This window comes from Paraburkholderia phytofirmans OLGA172, assembly GCF_001634365.1.
In the GTDB taxonomy this organism is placed as follows: domain Bacteria; phylum Pseudomonadota; class Gammaproteobacteria; order Burkholderiales; family Burkholderiaceae; genus Paraburkholderia.
On record NZ_CP014579.1, the window covers coordinates 967027 to 986964 of the forward strand.

A 19938-nucleotide genomic window follows, 5' to 3' on the forward strand; every position below is an offset into this window, starting at 1 on the left:
CGACACGCGCAGCGCCGCCATGCACATTGAATGCGCATCGACGCGGCTACGCAGGGGACAGCAAATGTACCGTAAAAAGTATCGCGGTCTGTGTTTTTGTATGACCGCCGCCGAGCCTGTCGGTGCGAGGTGCGAACGGACAGATCCGGCGATCTGTTTATGCTGTTGGCATTGACCGCATTTTACCGATGAAAGCGCGCGGCATCTGTAAAGAAATAATGCCGGCTGGTGTATTCCTTACGCGCCACTATGCTGGCGGCATGGCGTGAAGTTTCGCCGCCGAGCTTTTCAGGCCTTTGAAAATCCGCTCGGCGACCTTGCCCGGAAACCGCTCGGGCAATTCGGCCGAGACCCGCGCGATGACCTCCGGCGTCTGTTCGATCAGCCGCTGGATCAATGGCTCGGCGTTCGCGCCGTACGAGCATCGCTGCGCCATTGCATTGAAGTGGCGCCGCTGCACATCGCGAAAGGCGTCGTGTTTGCTGCGCGACCACATCGCCATGGCGAGCCTGGCCTTGAACCATGACCATTGATTCGGGCCGTTGCCTTCCACCGGCCAGATCGACATCACGTCGTAAAGCGGCGTCAGGCGGTACTGGCCGCCCGCCAGCAGGCGAATGCTAAAGTTCTTGGCGTGGCCGTCCGGCGCCGCCAGCATCCAGAACAGGATCTGGCTGGCCAGCAGCGTCTCGATGTCCTGTTGCGCCGACACCGATTGCTGGAGAATCCGCGCGAGGTCCAGCACGCCCGGACCGCCTTCGTTTTCATACTTGCGATGCGACGGCACGCCGTAGACCTGGCAGAAGTCTTCCTGCGGCAGGCGCAGCAGCCATTGCCCGCTCGAATGCGGTTGCCGGTCGAAGCGTTCGACACTCAGCACCCGCTGCTTGCCGAACGTCATGATCTCGGTGTTGGCCACCGGCAGGCCATAGGCGTGCAGGATCCGCAGACATAGCCATTCGTTTTCGACCGAGGTGCTGAGGTCGGCGAGCTTGTTGCCGACCAGTCCAAGCGGCAGCTTGAAAATATGCGTGGTAGGCGTGGCGCCATGCGGACGCTGCCACTTGCCGTCGTGCCACAACAGGGCGGTTTTCTCCTGCGCGCCGGCGAGCGAGATGCGGAAATCGTCCGCTTCGTCGGGTGTGCCGGGGGCGGAGTTGCTGACGGTGCGTGCCAGCATGGTTTCGATCTCGCTGTCGGAGAGCGGTGTGCCTTCAATGCGTTCGACGCCGGCCGGCGCATCGTCAACGGCCAGCAACTGAACGGCGCCTACGCAATCGCGGCCGATGGCTTGCAGCAGGTCGAACGCATCGAGCGTATCGGTCTGGTAGCGCTGGGCGATGCGCTTTCTGATTGCCTCGCTGTCAGGCAGCAGATTGTCGAAATAGTTGAGCACCCGTGGCCCTTTGTGCGCCACGTTGCCCGGCGCAAACGGCAGCGAGAGGGAAAGCGGCCGGCCCACGGGCGAGGCGACCCACGCGGGGTCGTAAGCGAACTCCATGGGGCCACGGGTGGGCAGGCGCCAGACTCCGACGCGCTCGCCGTTGGCCCACACCGAAAGCGCCCGCGAGTGCGTCTGGCGGCCCATGCTTACCACTCGATCAAAGGCGCCGACTCAGGCGCCGGCTGGTTCTTGTCGCGTACCTGCAATTGCAGGCCATAGGCGCCGCACAGCGCCAGCAATTGTGTGAGGGTGAGGGCGGTGGCGTCGGTTTCCAGCGCCGAGATGCGGCTTTGACTGACGCCGATGCGCACGGCGGCATCGGCCTGGGTGAGGCCGGCCTGGCGCCGGCCGGCAGCCAGCAGTTGAGCCATCTGGCCCGGCGTGGCGACGAGGTGGATCATGGCAAATTATCCGTGAAACGAATAAATGCACTTTATGCGTCACACAGATATTTGTCAAATATTCGTGTGACGCATAAAGTGAAAATATCTGTCTGGCGAATAAAGGGCAAATATCTGCATCGCGAATAAATTCCATCCGCCTGCGTCGCTGCCGGGATGGCCGTCCAGCAGACGGTGAGAACTCGATCCGGCCCCACGGCGCACGGGCGTCGTAGAATCGCTTGTTCTCGACTCCCGGAGCAGCCGCGTGTCTGATCAGCCACACACAGGAAGGCCGCAAGCATGAAACTGAACCGCATGATCAGCACGGTCGAAGTGCACACCGCCGGCGAACCGTTTCGCATCGTCACGAGCGGCTTGCCGAAGTTTCCCGGCAAGACCATCGTCGAGCGGCGCGCGTGGCTCAAGGCGCATGCCGATCACTTGCGCCGCGCGCTGATGCTCGAGCCGCGCGGCCACGCCGATATGTACGGCGGTTATCTGACGGAGCCGGTCAGCGAAGGCGCGGACTTCGGGGTGATCTTCGTGCACAACGAGGGGTATAGCGACCATTGCGGCCACGGCGTGATCGCCCTCGCGACCGCGGCTGTCGCGCTCGGCTGGATCGAGCGCAGCGAACCGGAAACGCGTGTCGGCATCGACGCGCCGTGCGGCTTCATTGAAGCGTTCGTGCAATGGGACGGCGAGCAGGCGGGGCACGTACGCTTCGTGAACGTGCCGTCGTTCATCTGGCAGCGCGACGTGACGGTGCACACGCCCAGTTTCGGCGAAGTGCGCGGCGATATCGCCTTCGGCGGTGCGTTCTATTTCTACACGTCGGGCAAGCCCTTCGATCTGAACGTGCGCGAAGCCGAGCTCGACCGGCTGATCCAGTTCGGCGACGAAGTCAAACGCGCGGCGAACGCGGCCTTCAAGGTCGAGCATCCGCTGATTCCGGAAATCAACCATATCTACGGCACGATCGTCGACAACGCGCCGCGTCGCGCAACTCTATCTGCGCGGCTTGTTGGGACGCGACGAGACGCTCGTCAACGAATCGGTGATCGGGACGATTTTTCGCGGCCGCGTTGTGTCGGAGACGAAGCTCGACCGATTCGACGCAGTGATTCCGGAGATTGAAGGCGACGCGCATGTGGTTGGTTTTGCAAACTGGATCGTCGACGAACGCGATCCGCTGACTTACGGTTTTCTGGTGCGCTGAATCGAACCCATCAATTCGCCTGGACAGAAAAAGCCCGCTTATGAGCCGCCCGACCACGCAGATTTTCGACGCCGCCGCCACCGCTCGGCTGATCCCGTACGCGACGCTCGTCGACGCCTTGAAGTGCGCGAGCATCGACTATGCGCAGCACCGCATCGCGAGTCCTGAACGGCTCGTCGTGCCGCTCAACGAAGGCGGCATCATGCTGTCGATGCCGGCTACCGCGCCCGATCTCGCGATCCACAAGCTGGTCAATGTATGCGCGAGCAATGGAGCGCGCGGCATCCCCACGATCCACGGCCAGGTGATGGCCTTCGACGCCGACACCGGCGAGACGCTCTTCATTCTCGACGGCCCGACGGTGACCGGACGGCGCACGGCGGCGATGTCGATGCTCGGCGTACACACTTTCGCGCCGGCCCGGCCGCACGAATTCCTGCTGATTGGCACGGGCACACAGGCAGTGAACCATCTGGAGGCGATGGGCGAACTGTTTCCCGACGCGCGTGTATGGGTGAAGGGCAGTGCGCCCGCGCGGGCCGAAGCGTTTTGCGCCGCACATCGCGCGCATCGCGGCAAGGCGCGCGAACTGCAACCGCTGGCCGACCCTGGCGCGGCCATCCCCGATTCGATCGACGTGGTGATCGCGCTGACCACCAGCAAGCAGGCCGTCTACGACGAAGCGGCGCGCGCGGACCGGCTCGTGATCGGCGTGGGCGCGTTCACGCCGGCCATGGTCGAGATCGGCGCGCGCACGATCGCGGGCAGCGCGCTGTTCGTCGACGACGAAGCCGGCGCGAGGCATGAAGCCGGTGATTTTATCCAGGCCGGCGTCGATTGGTCGCGGGTCGGCGGAATTGCGGCGGTGCTGGACACTGCCGCGTCGTTGCCGCCTGAAAAACCGGTTGTGTTCAAGAGCGTCGGCTGCGCGGCATGGGATCTGGCGGCCTGCCGGGTAGCGCGCGAGGCATTGTCCGGCGGCTGAGCAGGGGCAGTCCGGATGGTTCGAAAAAGACTCGGCAAAAGGCCCGCCAAAGGTCCAGAAAAGGTTCGGCAAACGCTGGCTTTGCTAGTCGGGTTGGCATCTTGCGCCAACCCGCGGCACATCTTGCCGTGCAAACAATCCCAAAACGTTGCAACATAGACGTTTGCCAAAAAAGTGCCGGTCAGCCGGCGCTTTTTGCCCCCTTGTCATTTGACTTGACGCCTATCACGACGCTGCGACCGCGCTATGACGACCCAACACGCTTTAGCCACTCCTGCCCTGCCGCTGGATATGATCATCTTCGGCGGCACCGGCGACCTGTCGTTTCGCAAGCTGCTGCCCGCGCTCTACATGGCGCATCTGCACTGCAATCTGCCGCCGGATACCCGCATTCTCACGATTGGCCGCAAGCCGTGGTCGCGTGAGCAGTACATCAACGAATTCATGGAAGCGAAGGCGAAGCCCTTCATCGAAAAGAAGGCGTTCGATTCCGCCGCCTGGGACAAATTCCTGGCGCTGTTCGAGTACGTGCGCATGGACGTCGATTCGGTCGAGGACTACCACAGTCTGAAGGAGGCGTCGCGCGAAGGTGTGCGGCGCGTGTTCTATCTCGCGACCTCGCCTGATCTGTTCACGAATATTTGCGAGCATCTTTCGGCGGCGGGACTAGTCGACGAGAATTCACGGGTCGTGCTCGAGAAACCGCTGGGCCACGATCTGGCGTCGGCGCAGGAGATCAACACCGCGGTCGGCAAGCATTTCGGCGAAGCGCAGATCTACCGGATCGACCACTACCTCGGCAAGGAAACGGTGCAGAACCTGATGGTGCTGCGCTTTGGCAACGCGATTTTCGGCCCGCTGTGGCAGGCGCCGTATATCAAGCGCGTGCAGATCACGGTGGCCGAAGAGGTCGGCGTGGGGAGCCGCGCGGGCTTCTACGATAAAACCGGCGCGCTGCGCGACATGGTGCAGAACCACTTGCTGCAACTGCTGTGCATCGTCGCGATGGAGCCACCGGTGTCGCTCAATCCGGATGCAGTGCGCGACGAAAAGCTCAAGGTACTGCGCTCGCTGCGGCCCATGACGCCCGAAGATATCGCTCGCGATACCGTGCGCGGCCAGTACACGGCCGGCGCGGTGAATGGCGAGCCGGTGAAGGGCTATCTCGAGGAAGACAATGTGCCGGCAAATAGCCGCGCCGAGACGTTCGTCGCCTTGCGTGCGCATATCAACAATTGGCGCTGGGCCAACGTGCCGTTCTTCCTGCGCACCGGCAAGCGCATGCAGAAGAAGGTGTCGGAGATCGTTATCGAGTTTTCCGAATTGCCGTTCTCGATCATTCCGAGCGGTGGGCGCAACTACGGCAATCGTCTCGTGATCCAGCTGCAGCCGGAAGAGTCGATCCAGTTGCAGATGCTCGCGAAGGAGCCGGGCAGCGGCATGCACATGCTGCCGGTGAATTTGAACCTCGACTTGCAGCAGGCCTTCACCGAGCGTCGCGCGGAAGCGTACGAGCGTTTGCTGATCGACGTGATTCGCGGACGCCTCACGCACTTCATGCGCCGCGACGAACTCGAAGCCGCATGGGCGTGGGCCGAACCGATTCTGGAAGGCTGGGCCAAGTCGGGTGACAAGCCGCGTGGCTATACGGCAGGCACGTTCGGACCGGCTGCGTCGACGGCGCTGATGGCGCGCGAAAACGCTGTGTGGGCGGAAGAATCGCAGTAAGCAGGCAATCAGGCATCGGCGGTGCGTCGACGCAGCCTTGCGAGGTCGCGCGTGCATATCTGGGGCGGCTTTGCGTCGCTCGTATATTTGCTGCGGCCGTGGCAGGTGGTGCGAGACCGGCGGTTAAACGTGCCCGCGGGGCAGAATACGTCGCAGCGGCGTTCGTGAATACGGTGTTGCGAGCCTGCATGAAACCCGCCTTAGGCGGGATGCAGGCCACGCAACAATTGCCGGACTCGCGACAGGTCCTGATCGACGTGTTCGGCTTGTTCGAACAATTCAGCGAGCCAGTCGACGAAGGCCCGCACGCGTGGCGAGATCCGGCGGTTCTTTACATACGCGACGGAGACCGGCATCGGCACGGGTTTCCATTGCGGCAGCACTTCGCGCAACCGTCCCGAATCGAGGTAGGGCTGTGCGGCGATTCGCGCCGGTTGGATCAGGCCCAGACCTTGCAATCCGCAGCTGAGGTAAGCCTGCTCGTCGCTGACTTTGACAAAGCCTTTGACCTTGACGTTTTGCGCTTCGCCGTCCACTTCAAAGTCGAAGTCGACTTCGCGGCCGTTATGCGGCGACATGCAATTGACGGCGGTGTGTCCGCGCAGATCGTCGAGGTCGGCGGGTGTGCCGTTGCGGCTCAGGTAGGCCGGGCTTGCGCATGTCACGTGCTCGAGGGTGCCCAATTGCCGCGCGATCAGATTTGAATCCGGCAATTCGCCTAGTTGGATACTGCAGTCGATGGCTTCCGAGATCAGATCGACTGTTCGGTTGCTGACGCCGATGGCCAGATCGAGGTTCGGATAGCGGGCGTGGAAGTCCTCCAGGGCTGGCAGGACGATGGCGCTCGCTACCGCGCCGGGCATTTCGATGCGCAGGCGGCCGGTCAGGTTATCCGTTGAGTGACGGAGGCTGGCTTCCATTTCGTCGATGTCAGCGAGGATTTGCGCGCAGCGCTCATAATAGGCCGCGCCTTCTGGCGTGATGCTCAGACGCCGCGTCGTGCGGGTTAGGAGGGCAGTGCCTAGCAGGGCCTCCAGGTTCTGGACGATGGTTGTCGCTGTCGCGCGGGGGATGTTGAGCGACTCCGCTGCGCGGGTGAAGCTGTTTGTGTCCACGATTCGGATGAATGTCCGCATTGCAGTTATTCTGTCAATCACGATTCTGACTCCAGTTAGTACTTCCGTAAGGAATCCAGATCAACAACAAACCGATACTTAACATCACTCTTAAGCATCCGTTCATAAGCCTCATTAATCCCCTGCATAGGAATCACTTCAATATCCGAAGTAATTCCGTGCTCGCCACAGAAATCGAGCATCTCCTGCGTCTCGGCAATCCCGCCAATCAGCGAACCAGCCAGCCGGCGACGCTTGAAGATCAGATTGAACACCTGCGGCGACGGATGATCGTGCTCCGGCGCACCGACCAGCGTCATCGTCCCATCGCGCTTCAGCAGATTCAAAAACGGATTCAAATCATGCTGCGCAGCCACGGTATTCAGAATGAAATCGAAGCTGTTGGCATGCACGCCCATCTCTTCAGCATTCTTCGAGATGACAACCTCATGCGCACCAAGCCGCCTGGCATCTTCAATCTTCGACGGCGACGTCGTAAACAACACCACATGCGCACCCATCGCACGGGCCAATTTCACGCCCATGTGACCCAGGCCACCAAGACCGACAATCCCGACCTTCTTGCCAGGACCGGCACCCCACGTGCGCAGCGGCGAATACGTCGTGATACCCGCGCACAGCAACGGCGCCACACCCGCCGGATCGAGATTCTCCGGCACCCGCAGCGTGAATGCCTCATCCACCACCAGTTGCGTCGAATAACCGCCGTAGGTGATCTGACCGTCAACCCGGTCCACACCGTTGTACGTGCCGACAAAACCGTTTTCGCAATACTGCTCGAGACCTTCCTCGCAACTCGCACACGTACGGCATGAGTCGACGAGGCATCCCACGCCCACCAGGTCGCCTGCCTTGTACTTCGTCACGTCCGGACCCACCGCCGTCACGCGGCCGACAATTTCATGGCCCGGCACCACAGGAAAAGCCGTGTTCTTCCATTCGTTACGTGCCTGGTGCAAGTCGGAATGGCACACGCCGCAAAAAAGGACTTCCATCTGCACGTCATGAGCGCGCAGTTCGCGGCGCTGGATTTCGAACGGGGCGAGCGGCGCGGTAGCGTCGGTCGCTGCATAGGCATAAGTCGTGCTCATAGGTAGCTCCAGCAAAGAGGGTAATGTCGCAAGGCGCCAACGATGGGCGATGCGCGTCGCCGATGCGGCCAAACCTTGTTGTAGACCAGGATCGCGGCGCAGATGGAGGCCGACGTATTCACCGAAACGGTGAATAGGTGAACAGGCGACCGAGCCCGGCGCAGCGCGGAAAAAGATGATCCGGCAGGGTTCCCATAGTAGGAGCCGGGCGCGAACCGGGGAATACCTGAACGTCTTGAAGATTTGCCTAAAACTCCTGGCGGCGAGCGCAGTTGGTCGTTCGGTGCTAAATTTCAAGCATTATTCTCTTGCGCGTCACTATACCGTCATGCCAACCCGTTCCGTTGAACCCGCGTCGGTCGAGCGCGACCCTGTCGATAGCGACCCCGTCGAGCGCGCCCCGCTCACTCGCGCCCCGGCCGCTGGCGGCCCTGCCGACCCTGCCCAGCAGCGTCTGGTCGAATTGTTCGACATGCTTGCGCCCGATCCGGGCATTACGCGTTCGAGCGTGGAAGGGGTCAGTCTGATGCGCGCGAATACCCCGATGCCGCGCAGGCCCGTGATGTACGAGCCGAGCATCGTGATTGTCTGCCAGGGGCGCAAGCGCGGTTTTCTCGGCGATCAGGTATTCCAGTACGATGCGCAGCAATACCTGGTGCTCTCGGTGCCGCTGCCGTTCGAGTGTGAAACCGAGGCGAGCCCGGAACAGCCGTTCCTCGCCATCTCGGTGCGTGTCGATCTGACCATGGTAGCCGAGCTGCTCATGGCGCTGAATGAAGCGCAGGGCGCCACGCAGAACGAGCCGCTCGGCATCTATTCGACGCCGCTCGATCCGGCCTTGAACAATGCAGTGCAGCGTTTGATGGAAGCCTTAGCCTCGCCGCTAGACGCGCGCATTCTCGCACCTGGCGTGGTTCGCGAAATCTGTTATCGCGTGTTGACGGGCGAGCAGGGCGACGCGATTCGCGCGGCGCTTACGCATCAGAATCATTTCGGCCGCATCGCCAAGGCGCTACGGCGAATCCATGCCGACTACCACGGGCAACTCGATGTCGATACGCTTGCTTCTGAAGCGGGCATGAGCCTCGCCGTTTTTCATGCGCAATTCAAGGCCGTGACGGCGACCTCGCCGATGCAATACGTGAAGACCACGCGTTTGCATCACGCGCGTTTGCTGATGGTGCAGGATGGCTTGAATGCCGGCGCCGCCGCGGCGCGCGTCGGTTACGAGAGCGCGTCGCAGTTCAGCCGCGAGTTCAAGCGTCTGTTCGGCCTGAGCCCGGTCGATGAAGTCAAGCGCATGCGCACCGTGCACGATGCGCCACCGCCGCGCGTAGTCAAGCCGGTCGCGCGTTATGTGACCGCGGTTTAGACGCGCGGTTGCCGGATTCGTTATAGCCCGCTGAACCAGTTGTACCCCTGGTCCTCCCAATAGCCGCCGGGGTTCGTGTTGGTCACGAAGATCGCAGCGATGTGCTTCGGATTCTTGAAGCCCAGTTTGGTCGGTACGCGCAGCTTCAGCGGGTAGCCGTATTTGGCCGGCAGCGGCGCGTCGCGGAAATCGAGTGTCAGTTGGGTTTGCGGATGCAAGGCCGTCGCCATGTCGAGGCTCGAGTAATACCGATCGGCGCATTTGAAGCCGACATAGCGAGCGCTCAGATCGGCGCCGATGCGCTCGAGGAACGTGCGAAACGGCACGCCTCGCCATTGCCCGATCGCGCTCCATCCTTCAATGCAGATGTGTCGTGTAATCTGCGAAGCCTGCGGCAACGCGCGCAGCTGCTCGAGCGTCCACGTGCGCTTGTCCGACACCAAACCCGACACTTCCAGCTGATACGTCGAACCATCGATATCCGGCGCATCGAACTCCGGATAGAACGCGTTGAACGGGAATGGGTCGGTGATCTCGCTCGCCGAATAGGTCGGCGCGAGCTTGTTGCGATCGAACAGCCATCCTTGCACGCGATCGTTCCAGCGCGACATGGCCCACAACACTTTGTCGACCGAATCGCCGTCCTGCATGTTGCAGCCCGAGAGCATCGCCAGCGCGCCGATCGAAAGCGACGAGCGCAGGAACAACCGTCGTTGCAATCGTTCGATTTGCGGTTTGTGGTCGGCGAGGACAATACGCGTGCCGCGCGAGTCCTTGCGTTCTGATTCACTCATGCTTCGCTCCTATCGTGCGTGGCGAGCCGCGCGCGGCCCGTCAACATCGGCAGCAACGTGCGCGGCACCAGCAGCACCAGTGCCAGATGCACGACGACAAAACCGACCACACCCGCCATCGCGACAAAATGAACGCGACGCGCGAAATCGAAGCCGCCGAATAGCGCGGTAAGCCACGAGAATTGCACCGGCTTCCAGATCGAAAGCCCCGACGCGACCAGCAGCACGCCAAGGAACAATACGAAGAGGTAGAGCGCGCGCTGCACCGCGTTGTATTTGCCGGTATCGTGCGGCAGCTTGAACTGCATCGCCAAGGCGGCATCGTGTACGACATCGCGCGGGTGGACGGGCAGCAGCTTGCGCCGGAAATGCCCCCGCCCGATGCCATACGCCAGATACAGCACGCCGTTCGCGCACAGCAGCCACATCGCCGTGAAATGCCATGCGATCGAGCCGCCCAGCCAGCCGCCGACGGTCGACCACACCGGAAATCTGAACGGAAAAAAGGGTGACGCGTTATAGATCGCCCAGCCGCTCATTACCATGCAGACCATCGCAAATGCATTGATCCAGTGCGTGATTCGTACGACGAGTGGGTGGACGATAAAGCGCGCTTGCGGTTCGGGCATGGTGAGCGGTGATGAAACATGGAAGAACCTGAAAGCCGCGTCATTGCGGCACGCGGCAGTCTGAACGGCTGAAAGAGCGGACGGTTGAAAAGCGCCGTATTACATAGGCGGCGTTACACCATGCTCGCCTGCCGAGATGAAATTCGCCGCCATCGTGCCATCGGCTTCCTTGTGGGCGAACAGCACGACCTTCGCGCCCGGCACCAGCAGCGAGCGGTCACCCGGTTCGAGGGCGACGATAGGCACGTCTTGCGGAATCACGATTTTCTTTTCACCGTCCTTGTACTTGACGGTGATCGTGCGGCCGTTGCTGACCACGAGGGAGCCGACCGTGCCGTTGGTCATCGTGCTGTTGGAGCCGAGGTCCCACGGGCGATGGCCTTCGGCGGCGCCGCGCATGCTGGCCGGGAAGACGTGCACTTCGAGCGCTTTCAGGGTGCCGTCGGGCTGCGGAATCGCGGCGGTGCCGACATAGCTGTCCGGCTTGATGTCGTTCACGTTGGCGAGCGCGACGCCACGAATCGGCGTGTCCTTGGCGAGCTTCACGTCGACGTCTTTGCCGTCGCGCGTGTGGACCTTGAGCAGGTCGCCCGAGAGCGCGGTTACCGTGCCGCGTACGCCCGTGGGCGCGGCGGTTTGGGCCTGCGCGACGGATCCTGCGGCAAACAGCGAGGCGGCGACGAGCGCGGGGGCGACAATGGCGCGCATCGCATTAGCGGAAACAATCTTCATGAGTTTGCTCTGAGTGGGTGAGGGATAGGGGCAGGTTAGGCGCGCGGGTGGCTCGGGCGAGTGACAGACGGATGACAAAAACGTCATGAACGGCGCGGCGCGGCCACGTAGAATGGCCGGCATATCCACGTCCACATCCATGACCCACGCCCACGGCGGCGCTCGGGGTTGGAAGCCAGCCACCATGAGCATCCTCGTCATTGAAGACGACCCGAAAACCGGCGACTACCTGAAGAAGGGGCTGCGCGAAAGCGGCTACGCGGTCGACCTGGCGCGCACCGGCACGGACGGGCTGCACATGGCGCTCGAACACGCGTACGACCTCGTGGTGCTGGACGTGATGCTGCCGGGCATCGACGGTTGGGAAATCATGCGTGCGCTGCGCGCGCGGCGCGATCTGCCTGTCATTTTCCTGACCGCGCGTGATCACGTCAGCGACCGCATCCGCGGCCTCGAACTCGGCGCCGACGATTACCTCGTCAAGCCGTTCTCGTTCACCGAGCTGGTGTTGCGCATCCGCACGCTGCTGCGCCGCGGCGTGATCCGCGAGAGCGATGTGTTCGAGATTGCCGACCTCAAGCTGGACGTTCTGCGCCGCAAGGTCACGCGCGAAGGCGTCGAAATTCCACTGACCAATAAGGAATTCATGCTGCTGCATCTGCTGGTGCGACGGCAGGGCGAAGCGCTGTCGCGCACGCAGATCGCCTCGGAAGTGTGGGATATGAACTTCGACAGCGACACCAATGTGGTCGACGTCGCCGTCAAACGGCTGCGTGCCAAGATTGACCATCCGTTTGAAAAGAAGCTGATTCATACGGTGCGCAGCATCGGGTATACCTTCGGCGACAGCTCATGAAACTGTGGAACGAACGTTCGTTGACGGCTCGCACCACAGTGTTGTTCGCCGCGATCGCATGCGTGGTGATCGGCACGCTGGGCGCGTATTTCTATCGCTCTGCCCAATTGTCGTTGCAGCGCCGCGCGGACGTGGTGCTCACCGGCCGTGTCGAGCATTTCAGCCGCATCGTGCGCGATCTCTATTCGGTCAGCGAATTGAAGAACCGGCCTTTGCTGTTCGAGACCATGCTCGGCGCGGAGCAAGACGTGCTGCTGTTTCGCCGTCCGGGCGAAGCGCCGTTTATCGACGTGAACCCCGGCAACATTGCGGTGCCTGCCCTGCAGGCCGGTGCGGAGAACCGCTTGCCGACGCTCCCGGACATCCGCCAGACGATGTTGCCGAATGGCGTGCCGGTTCACTGGGCGATCGCCGCCGTCAAAGCACGCGAGGACGGCAGCGAGGTCGAAGTGATCGCCGCGCATCCGATGACTCAGGAAGCGCAGATGCTGGCCGCGTATCGCAATCGCATCGTGCTGGCTACGCTCACCGGCATGCTGGCCGCGACGCTGCTCGCCTACTACGTGCTGCGCCGCGGCTTGCGGCCGGTGCGCGAGATCGCTGCGCGGGCGGCGCAGATCAGTCCGGCGAGTTTGTCGGTGCGGCTCGACAGCGAGGCCGCGCCGGTCGAATTACGTCAGCTCACGCACGCCTTCAATGCCATGCTCGACCGTCTCGCCGATGGCTATCAACGCCTCTCGCAGTTTTCCGCCGATCTGGCGCATGAAATCCGCACGCCTGTGGGCGCCTTGATCGGCCAGACCCAGGTGACGCTCGCCAAACCGCGCGACGTCGATGAATATCAGCAATTGCTCGAATCTAATCTTGAAGAGCTGAGCCGTTTGAGCCACATCGCGGAAAACATTCTGTTTCTCGCGCACTCGGACCATGCTGCGCTGTCCATCGACCGCGAGCCGGTCGATCTGCGTGAGGAACTCGTCAGGATCGCAGACTATTTCGAAGGCCCCGCCGACGAACGCGGCATGCGCTTCACCGTCGAGGCACAGGGCGTGGCGTCGGTCAATCCGATGCTGTGCCGGCGGGCGATCAACAATCTCGTCGTCAATGCGGTGCGATACGGCGCGAACGATACGGTGGTGCGGTTGAGCGGCACGCAGGACGAACAGGGCGCGACAGTGGTGGTGGTGGAAAACGACGGTGCGCCGATTCCCGACGAGCAACTGGACCGCCTGTTCGATCGCTTCTACCGCGCGGATGCGGCGCGCAGCGCGTTCACCGAATCGAGCGGGTTAGGGCTCGCGATCGTCAAGGCGATCATGCATCTGCACGGCGGCACGGCGCGCGTGGTATGTCCGGTGCCGGGTGTGGTGCGCTTCGAATTGCGCTTTCCGGGCGCCTGAAACCGATCTTCGCGTCAGCACTGATGGCGTGGCTGCCTGGCCGGGCAGGATCGACGATTCTAAAAATCCTGCGTGCCTGGCGCATTCAATGGGCAATGATGTGCATCGCTTAATGCCCTCAACCCAGTTGTGTTGATATCCAGTGAAAACGCGGCCAGACCGCATTTACCGGTCTGTGCCGGACCGATAGGCCGTAACACGAGCCCCAGGCGACGATAGAGTCGATCCATGCTGGATGGCGCGACACCTACTAATTGGCGGATTCCCTGGCTTTGGGAACGAATAAAGATCAAACGAAGGAGTTCGCGCATTCTTTGCATGTTGCAGGCGACGCCGCTGTCGAAAGTCGTGAACCGGGATAGCTCCCACGTGCACGAATCGCTGATCAGCGGAATGGAGCACAAGTCCGGAAAAATTTCGGCGAGCAGATAAGGCTGAGTCGTGGGCAACAATCGTGCATAGCCACAGATACTGCGATCCTGCTTATAGGCGATGACGCAGGTGGTGGTGTTCCGGTCAAATTCGTCCCATTCCTCGATAGTGCCGGAGCTGGCTGACGGCAAGTCCCATTGCATCTCCTTGACGAATACCGTGTGCCGATACCTGCCAAGTTGCTGCTTTTCGGGAGGAGTCAGCTGTTCCATTGTGGTAAATACGATCTCTTCCATGAGTCTGCTCGATAGCTAAAGTAGTCCGTAGGCAATGGCATAGGCCGCTGCACTGGCCTTGGATGGGGCGTTAAGTTTTCTCCTGCAATTCTTTAGATGAAAATTCACCGTATCGACGGAAATGGCGAGGGCGTTCGAGATACCCTTGGCTGACTTTCCATCGGCGGTCCAACGAAGGATTTCAATTTCACGCTGGGTAAGTTTGGCTTCGGTGGCGGTGCTGCTCTGCCGGCCGGAAATCCGGCTGATGCAGAACATCGACAACTGGCCGAGCGCCAGGAGAAAAGGTCGGAGGACTTTGATCTCACTGGCGCCTAGCGACGTGCGTTCTCTCGCCAATGAGTAAACGCCGAACTGGCCGCGAGCGTCCCAGCAGGGTTGTGAAATGCCGATTGCGAGTCCTGCCGATTTGGCTTCGTCCCATAAGTGTTTTGTGTTCGCAAAGAGGCCATCATTCCATATCGCGGGAGTCAGGTCGCCCAACTCGAGTTTGGCTATCGGATCTATTCTCAGGTACTCCCTTTCCCTGTATCTCGACACCCATCGCTCGGGATAGGAGCTCTTGATAACGATGTTTCTGGAACAAAAAGGAACGCGATTGACGTAGCCAAACGCACAATACGAGAATCCGAGATCCAGAGAGACGCGCGACAGTATGGAAAATACACGGTCAATCTCTTCGCAGGTCTGTAGTTCGAGGAACAGATCGCTCCACCATTCAGATAGGTCCCGGGGCATCAAAAGGCTCCGCTATGCAAGTTTGATTACAGACTTCGTTTTATAGGAGTGGTTTTTGTTCCATAGCGTGTCTAGTGGTTGCAGAAATGATGATTGACATCTCGTTGGTCATTTTCGGTTTATATCGTAAATCATAAATTCGTCATATTTAGCCGAAAGCTGCAATTTCCTACCAGTTTTGGGCTGTGACGTATCGGCGCATGGGCGTTCGAGTGCCGTGCCCAGTGTCACTAATCAGGCAACTACCAATCGCGGGAGCTGTTCCGTGATTAGCTTCATGTAATTGTTTGAACTATCGGATTGGTGTGAATGGATCGATAACCAATCGACAGTTTTGCCTTTACTTATGAAGGAGCTTGCCGTGGCGCAATCGTATTCGAATATTTGTGATTTTCCGGTCTTCGATCCCGATAAGGACTGGATCACACTGGAACAGAATCATGCGAGTGATGAATTTAATCGAGCCTGTTCGTATGTGAAGAGTCGCGCTGCGGAAGACAACCTGGTCATGAGCTTTGAGGGGAACAACTCACGTCCCTATCCGGTTATGTCGGGGGTGTGTGCGCTTCACGCGGGAACGGAGGAAATTCTGGCGCCGCGAATCGGGTCTATATTTAATGCTTTGCAGAAGATCGTTTCGGCATATCGCGCGGATGCCAATCTCCAGGAGTTTCTGGGGATTCCGAATCAGTTGAACCAATGGGTCAAGGAGGACACGGAGCCGGCCAACAACAGGGTCGATTTGTGCCGCTTCGATCTGATGGGACGCACGCTGTCGGAGCTCAAGATCATTGAATTCAACTGCAATGCGCCCGGGGGGATTGTGTACGCGGGCATGATCAACCGATATTGGCGCGAGGCGCCTTTTTCCTCCTCGCTGATCGAATCGTGGGGCGGCGGCGCGTCTACTTTCGAACAGAGTGACTGGGTTGCCACGTGGTTGTCATCGCTCGCGGATCGGCGCGGCTTGCGCGATATCGAAGGTATTGGCCTATTGCATCCGGCAGGCGGAAACATTCTCGAATTGCCGCATCTGAAGAAGCGGATCGAAGCGTGCGGCCTTCGCTCGGCCATGCTGACGCCAGAGCAGCTCAGCCAGACCGGCGATCACACATTCCAGCTTGCTTATTTGAAGTACGGCGTGCAGCGCGCGATTCAGGACATCGGACAATGGGAGCAGTTCTGCCGGAGTGTGGTCGAAGGCCGGCTCGTAATCCAGTCATCGCTGGCGGGGCGTTGGATCGGCGACAACAAGTTGTGTGTCGCAGTCATGTCCGATCCGCGCTTTTCCTATCTGTTCAACGACGCAGAGCGCGCGGCGATCGGCACCATCATCCCGACGAGCCGCAAACTCGGCGACGGTATCAGTCAACGGGAAGTGATCCAGTACAAAGACGATTTTGTCGTCAAGCATCCGTACGGAACGCGCGGTGTGTCGGTTTTCGTCGGCCGGGACTACGATCAGATCGCGTGGACGGAACTGGTCGGCAAAACTTCGTCGCTCGGTCATGTGGTTCAGCAATATGTCGACTCGGACTTTGAGGTCGACGGAGACACCTGCTTCAGGGATCTGGTGGTGATGTTGGCGAGTGGCGCGATTGTTGGATACGGATCGCGAGTGAGCCGGGCGCGAAAAGTCAATATCGCCCAGGACGGTCGAAAGATGGCGGTGTTGAGTTCGCTGCCAGTACCGGTAATTCACTGATTCAAGGGGATGCGATTCGGTGCGCTCGCCTGTGGGGATTTCAGGCTGTTTACTTTCGGTAACTGCCTGTCGTTGGTCGGAACCTGGGTGCAGCGGATCGGCACAGGCTGGCTTGCGTGGGAGTCGAGTCATTCGAGTGTGTGGCTCGGCTTGCTCGCGTTTGCCGATCTTTTCCCAACCGTGCTCCTTGCGCCGATTGCCGGCGTGATGGCCGACCGTTGCGACAAACGCCGCGTCATTCTCTATTGTCAGTTCGTCGCGATGGCAACGGCCGTTTTGCAGGCCGGTCTGATTTTGAGCCATGCCAATTCCATGGAGGCGCTCTTTGCGGTGACGTTGATGTCGGGCATTGCCAGCGCGCTGTGCCAGCCCGCTCGCCTTTCCTGGATATCGACTCTAGTGCCGCCGGGAAAGCTCGCGTCCGCGGTCGCGATCAATTCTCTATGCTTCAATCTGGCGCGCTTCGTAGGACCGGCTTTGGCGGGCGCGATGCTTCTGAAGCTCGATCCCTCCGCGTTGTTTCTGCTCAATGCGCTGAGCTATGCCACATTCATCGTCGTCATTCTTCGAATTCCGCCTGCTGCCCCGCGCTCGACCGAAAAGATTCCGCCCTCGCCATGGTTGCGTGAGGCGACGGAAGGATTGCGCTACCTCGTGTCGGACGCGCCGTTACGGGCAACCTTCCTGATCCTGACCGCGTCCGCGGTTTGCATTCGCGGGATCCCGGACCTCGCGCCTGCCATTGCCGGCGAAATGTTGCGGCGCGGCTCACAAGGGTTTGCGTCTCTCGTTGCCGCAGCGGGGGCAGGCGCGATCGCGGGCGGCGTATGGTGCAGCGGGCGTGACGCAACCAAACCGTTAGCAAGATTGATCGAGCGGCACGTAATGGCCGCTTCGCTCGGCACGCTTGCCCTGGCGTTGACGCACGACTTCCGCCTGGCGGCCGCGCTGTTCTTCACGATGGGTTTCTCGATCGTCGTGACCGGAATAGGCGCACAAACGCTGATTCACCTGTCGGTTCCGCAGGCGTTGCGCGGACGCGTGCTCGCGCTATACGGCATGGTCTATCGTGGCGGGCCGGCGCTCAGTGCATTGTGGCTCGGCGCGTGCGCGCCGCTTTGGGGCTTGCGCCTGGCGCTGGGCGTTGGCGCACTGCTGTGCATGGTGGCGTACGGTGTCACGACGATTCGAGTTTGCGCGGGCGCTCGCCGCCAGGATCCGCCGGCGCAATGACCGGCATCCACCGGTTGAATCGGTTCGTGGGCGACAGGGCTTCGAGCAAACCGGCAATGGCGATACCGGGATGATTGCGCAACGGGTTGCGGCGGCGCAGTGCCTGCCAACGTGCAGCACGCCCAGGCGTCAGCCGCCCGGCGCGTCCGCATCCGGACGGTTCGCGTAGTGCGCACGTTTTTCCTCATACATCAGCAGATCGGCGCGTTGCACGCCGGCTTCGAGCCGGTCGCCGCGCCGGCACGTCGCAGCACCCATCGAAAGGCTCAGCAGCGAACCCGGATAAAACTGGTTGTTCAGATCGACCAGCTGGCGGATCGCATCGACCATCGCCGCGCCGCCTCGCTCGTCGGTGTCGGGCAACAGGATCGCGAACTCGTCTCCGCCGATGCGCGCCGCGTAAAACGGCGCGTCTGCCGCCTTGGCCAGGACTTCGCCGGCGCGCCGTAACAATGCGTCGCCGGCCGCGTGGCCGAGCTGGTCATTCACGCGTTTGAGGCCGTTCAGATCGGCCATGATAATGGTCACCGGCCACGGACCCTTGCGCTCCAGCCGGTTCAGTTCATCGACATAGAACGAGCGGTTGCGCAGCTTGGTCAGCACGTCATGCTTGCCGAGGAATTCCAGGTACGCTTCGGCCTTCTTGCGCGCCGTGATGTCGGTGAGGGCCACCAGCACCAGGTCCCAATCGCGTTCATGACCCGGCAGGACGGAGAACTGCAGGTGTACGTGCACCTCGTTGCCGTCGAGCGAATAGTTGAGCACTTCGCGCTGCTGGAACAGCTTGCCGTCCCATAGATCGATCAACTGCTCGCGGAAATGCGGCCGCATGTCGTCGCGGAAAACGTCCGGCAGGCGCGCCAGCAGCGTTTTCTTGTCTGGCGCCACGAACATGCCGAGCGTGTGCTGGTTCACGTCGAGCACGTGAATTTCCTGCATGCAACGGTCGACAAACTCGGGATGCACGTCGGTGAACACCCGAAAATCGCTGATGCCTGCCGAGCGCGCCCCGTCGAGCAGACGCTTGACCGCGCTGAAATCTTCCACCCACAACGATACCGGTGAATGTTCGAACAGGCCGCGCACATACTGTTCGGCAAGCGTCACGCGATGCCGCGCGCCTTCGAGTTCGGTAATGTCTTCGACCGATACGAGCACGCGGTCCCAGCGGTCTTCATGGCCGGGCAGCACGGCGCCCTTGAGCAGCACGTCGAGGCGCCGCCCGCCGAGCGTGTAGTTGACGGTCTGGCTCGTGAACTGGACCTGGCCCGCCCATAGCTGGCATAGCTCTTCGAGGTGGGTCTTGAGCATGTCGTCGCGGAACACCGAGCCGAGATTGCTGGTGAGCGTGTCGAAATCGGCGGCCTCGAATTGCGTCAGCGTTTTCTGGTTGACCTTGATGACGCGGATGCTGTGCGCGCATTCGGCGACAAGGGCCGGATAGTCGGCGAACTGGGCGCGCAGATCGGTCACACCTTGTGCCCTCCATTTGTCGAATAGCGCGCGCACGCCGCTGAAGTCTTCGAGCCAGAGCGAGACAGGCGCGAGTTCGAACATTTCGGAATCGTCCCCCGATCCCCCAAGGGGACTTCCTTCGGGGCGGGGGACTTCCTGCTGGCCGTTGTTGGCGGGCGCTGAGTCGCGTGGGAGGGTGTCCAGCATGAGAGTCCCGTGGTCGGAGTTCCGGCTATTCTAAAGCGGCTTGGCTTCGGCTCAAAATGAAACTATCAGCACAGCGGATAGTTTCTCTCGAAAATCGCGATTTCCCTTGTGGGCCTGTGGCGAATAGGATGGTCGGTATCGAACCCACACCGCTTCGACACAG

The 19938-nt window shown here is 61.0% G+C and carries 17 protein-coding genes and 1 pseudogene; 8 read left to right on the top strand and 10 right to left on the bottom strand.

Annotated features, from left to right (window positions below; all coding sequences use genetic code 11):
• Positions 1-247 precede the first annotated feature (247 nt).
• Both AYM40_RS24625 and AYM40_RS24630 read right to left on the bottom strand, forming a co-directional pair.
• A complete protein-coding gene (locus AYM40_RS24625; protein WP_063498823.1) occupies positions 248-1588 on the bottom strand; it encodes a type II toxin-antitoxin system HipA family toxin in 1341 nt (446 codons plus the stop codon).
• Positions 1589-1590: 2 nt separating this feature from the next.
• Positions 1591-1845: a helix-turn-helix transcriptional regulator gene (locus AYM40_RS24630; protein ID WP_063498824.1), complete on the bottom strand. Its 255-nt coding sequence runs from the start codon at positions 1843-1845 to the stop codon at positions 1591-1593.
• A 282-nt stretch (positions 1846-2127) separates the two neighbouring features.
• On the opposite strand from AYM40_RS24630, the pseudogene AYM40_RS24635 reads away from it, so the two are divergent.
• The 3 genes and pseudogenes from AYM40_RS24635 to zwf all read left to right on the top strand — a co-directional run bounded on the left by AYM40_RS24635 (position 2128) and on the right by zwf (position 5759).
• Positions 2128-3046 (top strand): annotated as a pseudogene (locus AYM40_RS24635) (proline racemase family protein).
• A 40-nt stretch (positions 3047-3086) separates the two neighbouring features.
• Positions 3087-4031: a bifunctional Delta(1)-pyrroline-2-carboxylate/Delta(1)-piperideine-2-carboxylate reductase gene (gene lhpI, locus AYM40_RS24640; RefSeq protein WP_063498825.1), complete on the top strand. Its 945-nt coding sequence runs from the start codon at positions 3087-3089 to the stop codon at positions 4029-4031.
• A 246-nt stretch (positions 4032-4277) separates the two neighbouring features.
• A complete protein-coding gene (gene zwf / locus AYM40_RS24645) occupies positions 4278-5759 on the top strand; it encodes a glucose-6-phosphate dehydrogenase (RefSeq protein ID WP_063498826.1) in 1482 nt (493 codons plus the stop codon).
• Positions 5760-5959: 200 nt separating this feature from the next.
• On the opposite strand, the gene AYM40_RS24650 is transcribed toward zwf, so the two are convergent.
• Both AYM40_RS24650 and AYM40_RS24655 read right to left on the bottom strand, forming a co-directional pair.
• Complete coding sequence (locus AYM40_RS24650) at positions 5960-6916, bottom strand: LysR family transcriptional regulator (RefSeq protein ID WP_063498827.1); 957 nt, start codon at positions 6914-6916, stop codon at positions 5960-5962.
• A gap of 14 nt (positions 6917-6930) precedes the next feature.
• The gene (locus AYM40_RS24655; RefSeq protein ID WP_063498828.1) at positions 6931-7986 is read right to left on the bottom strand and encodes an NAD(P)-dependent alcohol dehydrogenase; all 1056 of its coding nucleotides are present in this window, start codon (positions 7984-7986) and stop codon (positions 6931-6933) included.
• Between the two features lie 328 nt (positions 7987-8314).
• Between AYM40_RS24655 and AYM40_RS24660 the strand changes: the two genes are divergently transcribed.
• The gene (locus AYM40_RS24660; RefSeq protein WP_236721071.1) at positions 8315-9358 is read left to right on the top strand and encodes an AraC family transcriptional regulator; all 1044 of its coding nucleotides are present in this window, start codon (positions 8315-8317) and stop codon (positions 9356-9358) included.
• A 20-nt stretch (positions 9359-9378) separates the two neighbouring features.
• Here AYM40_RS24660 and AYM40_RS24665 read toward each other — a convergent pair whose 3' ends face one another.
• The 3 genes from AYM40_RS24665 to AYM40_RS24675 form a co-directional block, all read right to left on the bottom strand.
• Complete coding sequence (locus AYM40_RS24665) at positions 9379-10152, bottom strand: molybdopterin-dependent oxidoreductase (RefSeq protein WP_063498829.1); 774 nt, start codon at positions 10150-10152, stop codon at positions 9379-9381.
• A complete protein-coding gene (locus AYM40_RS24670) occupies positions 10149-10781 on the bottom strand; it encodes a cytochrome b/b6 domain-containing protein (RefSeq protein ID WP_063498830.1) in 633 nt (210 codons plus the stop codon). The genes AYM40_RS24665 and AYM40_RS24670 overlap by 4 nt, the downstream gene beginning before the upstream one ends.
• 99 nt (positions 10782-10880) lie before the next feature.
• Positions 10881-11513 (bottom strand): hypothetical protein, encoded by a 633-nt coding sequence (locus AYM40_RS24675; RefSeq protein WP_063498831.1) that lies wholly within the window; start codon positions 11511-11513, stop codon positions 10881-10883.
• A 184-nt stretch (positions 11514-11697) separates the two neighbouring features.
• Here AYM40_RS24675 and AYM40_RS24680 point away from each other — a divergent pair, with 184 nt between their 5' ends.
• Positions 11698-12369 (top strand): heavy metal response regulator transcription factor, encoded by a 672-nt coding sequence (locus tag AYM40_RS24680; protein WP_063498832.1) that lies wholly within the window; start codon positions 11698-11700, stop codon positions 12367-12369.
• The gene (locus tag AYM40_RS24685; RefSeq protein ID WP_063498833.1) at positions 12366-13769 is read left to right on the top strand and encodes a heavy metal sensor histidine kinase; all 1404 of its coding nucleotides are present in this window, start codon (positions 12366-12368) and stop codon (positions 13767-13769) included. The genes AYM40_RS24680 and AYM40_RS24685 overlap by 4 nt, the downstream gene beginning before the upstream one ends.
• Before the next feature lie 59 nt (positions 13770-13828).
• Here the strand turns inward: AYM40_RS24685 and AYM40_RS24690 are convergent, their stop codons facing one another.
• Positions 13829-14437 carry an acyl-homoserine-lactone synthase gene (locus AYM40_RS24690; protein WP_082855275.1) on the bottom strand — a complete coding sequence of 203 codons (609 nt, stop codon included), beginning with the start codon at positions 14435-14437 and terminating at the stop codon, positions 13829-13831.
• Positions 14438-14452: 15 nt separating this feature from the next.
• Positions 14453-15175 (bottom strand): autoinducer binding domain-containing protein, encoded by a 723-nt coding sequence (locus AYM40_RS24695; protein ID WP_082855276.1) that lies wholly within the window; start codon positions 15173-15175, stop codon positions 14453-14455.
• Positions 15176-15536: 361 nt separating this feature from the next.
• Between AYM40_RS24695 and AYM40_RS24700 the strand changes: the two genes are divergently transcribed.
• Positions 15537-16880 (top strand): hypothetical protein, encoded by a 1344-nt coding sequence (locus tag AYM40_RS24700; protein ID WP_148662293.1) that lies wholly within the window; start codon positions 15537-15539, stop codon positions 16878-16880.
• A gap of 9 nt (positions 16881-16889) precedes the next feature.
• Positions 16890-18113 carry an MFS transporter gene (locus AYM40_RS24705; RefSeq protein ID WP_063498835.1) on the top strand — a complete coding sequence of 408 codons (1224 nt, stop codon included), beginning with the start codon at positions 16890-16892 and terminating at the stop codon, positions 18111-18113.
• A gap of 129 nt (positions 18114-18242) precedes the next feature.
• Here the strand turns inward: AYM40_RS24705 and AYM40_RS24710 are convergent, their stop codons facing one another.
• Positions 18243-19775 (bottom strand): sensor domain-containing diguanylate cyclase, encoded by a 1533-nt coding sequence (locus AYM40_RS24710; RefSeq protein ID WP_082855277.1) that lies wholly within the window; start codon positions 19773-19775, stop codon positions 18243-18245.
• Between the last annotated feature and the right edge of the window lie 163 nt (positions 19776-19938).

What these genes read in the sequence shown, in the direction of transcription:
- AYM40_RS24625 (WP_063498823.1), bottom strand. Translation starts at nt 1,588, where the DNA reads ATGGGCCGCCAGACGCACTCGCGGGCGCTTTCGGTGTGGGCCAACGGC.
- AYM40_RS24660 (WP_236721071.1), top strand. Translation starts at nt 8,315, where the DNA reads ATGCCAACCCGTTCCGTTGAACCCGCGTCGGTCGAGCGCGACCCTGTC.
- AYM40_RS24680 (WP_063498832.1), top strand. Translation starts at nt 11,698, where the DNA reads ATGAGCATCCTCGTCATTGAAGACGACCCGAAAACCGGCGACTACCTG.
- AYM40_RS24655 (WP_063498828.1), bottom strand. Translation starts at nt 7,986, where the DNA reads ATGAGCACGACTTATGCCTATGCAGCGACCGACGCTACCGCGCCGCTC.
- AYM40_RS24690 (WP_082855275.1), bottom strand. Translation starts at nt 14,437, where the DNA reads ATGGAAGAGATCGTATTTACCACAATGGAACAGCTGACTCCTCCCGAA.
- AYM40_RS24710 (WP_082855277.1), bottom strand. Translation starts at nt 19,775, where the DNA reads ATGCTGGACACCCTCCCACGCGACTCAGCGCCCGCCAACAACGGCCAG.
- AYM40_RS24685 (WP_063498833.1), top strand. Translation starts at nt 12,366, where the DNA reads ATGAAACTGTGGAACGAACGTTCGTTGACGGCTCGCACCACAGTGTTG.
- AYM40_RS24630 (WP_063498824.1), bottom strand. Translation starts at nt 1,845, where the DNA reads ATGATCCACCTCGTCGCCACGCCGGGCCAGATGGCTCAACTGCTGGCT.
- AYM40_RS24695 (WP_082855276.1), bottom strand. Translation starts at nt 15,175, where the DNA reads ATGCCCCGGGACCTATCTGAATGGTGGAGCGATCTGTTCCTCGAACTA.
- lhpI (WP_063498825.1), top strand. Translation starts at nt 3,087, where the DNA reads ATGAGCCGCCCGACCACGCAGATTTTCGACGCCGCCGCCACCGCTCGG.
- AYM40_RS24670 (WP_063498830.1), bottom strand. Translation starts at nt 10,781, where the DNA reads ATGCCCGAACCGCAAGCGCGCTTTATCGTCCACCCACTCGTCGTACGA.
- AYM40_RS24675 (WP_063498831.1), bottom strand. Translation starts at nt 11,513, where the DNA reads ATGAAGATTGTTTCCGCTAATGCGATGCGCGCCATTGTCGCCCCCGCG.
- AYM40_RS24705 (WP_063498835.1), top strand. Translation starts at nt 16,890, where the DNA reads ATGCGATTCGGTGCGCTCGCCTGTGGGGATTTCAGGCTGTTTACTTTC.
- zwf (WP_063498826.1), top strand. Translation starts at nt 4,278, where the DNA reads ATGACGACCCAACACGCTTTAGCCACTCCTGCCCTGCCGCTGGATATG.
- AYM40_RS24665 (WP_063498829.1), bottom strand. Translation starts at nt 10,152, where the DNA reads ATGAGTGAATCAGAACGCAAGGACTCGCGCGGCACGCGTATTGTCCTC.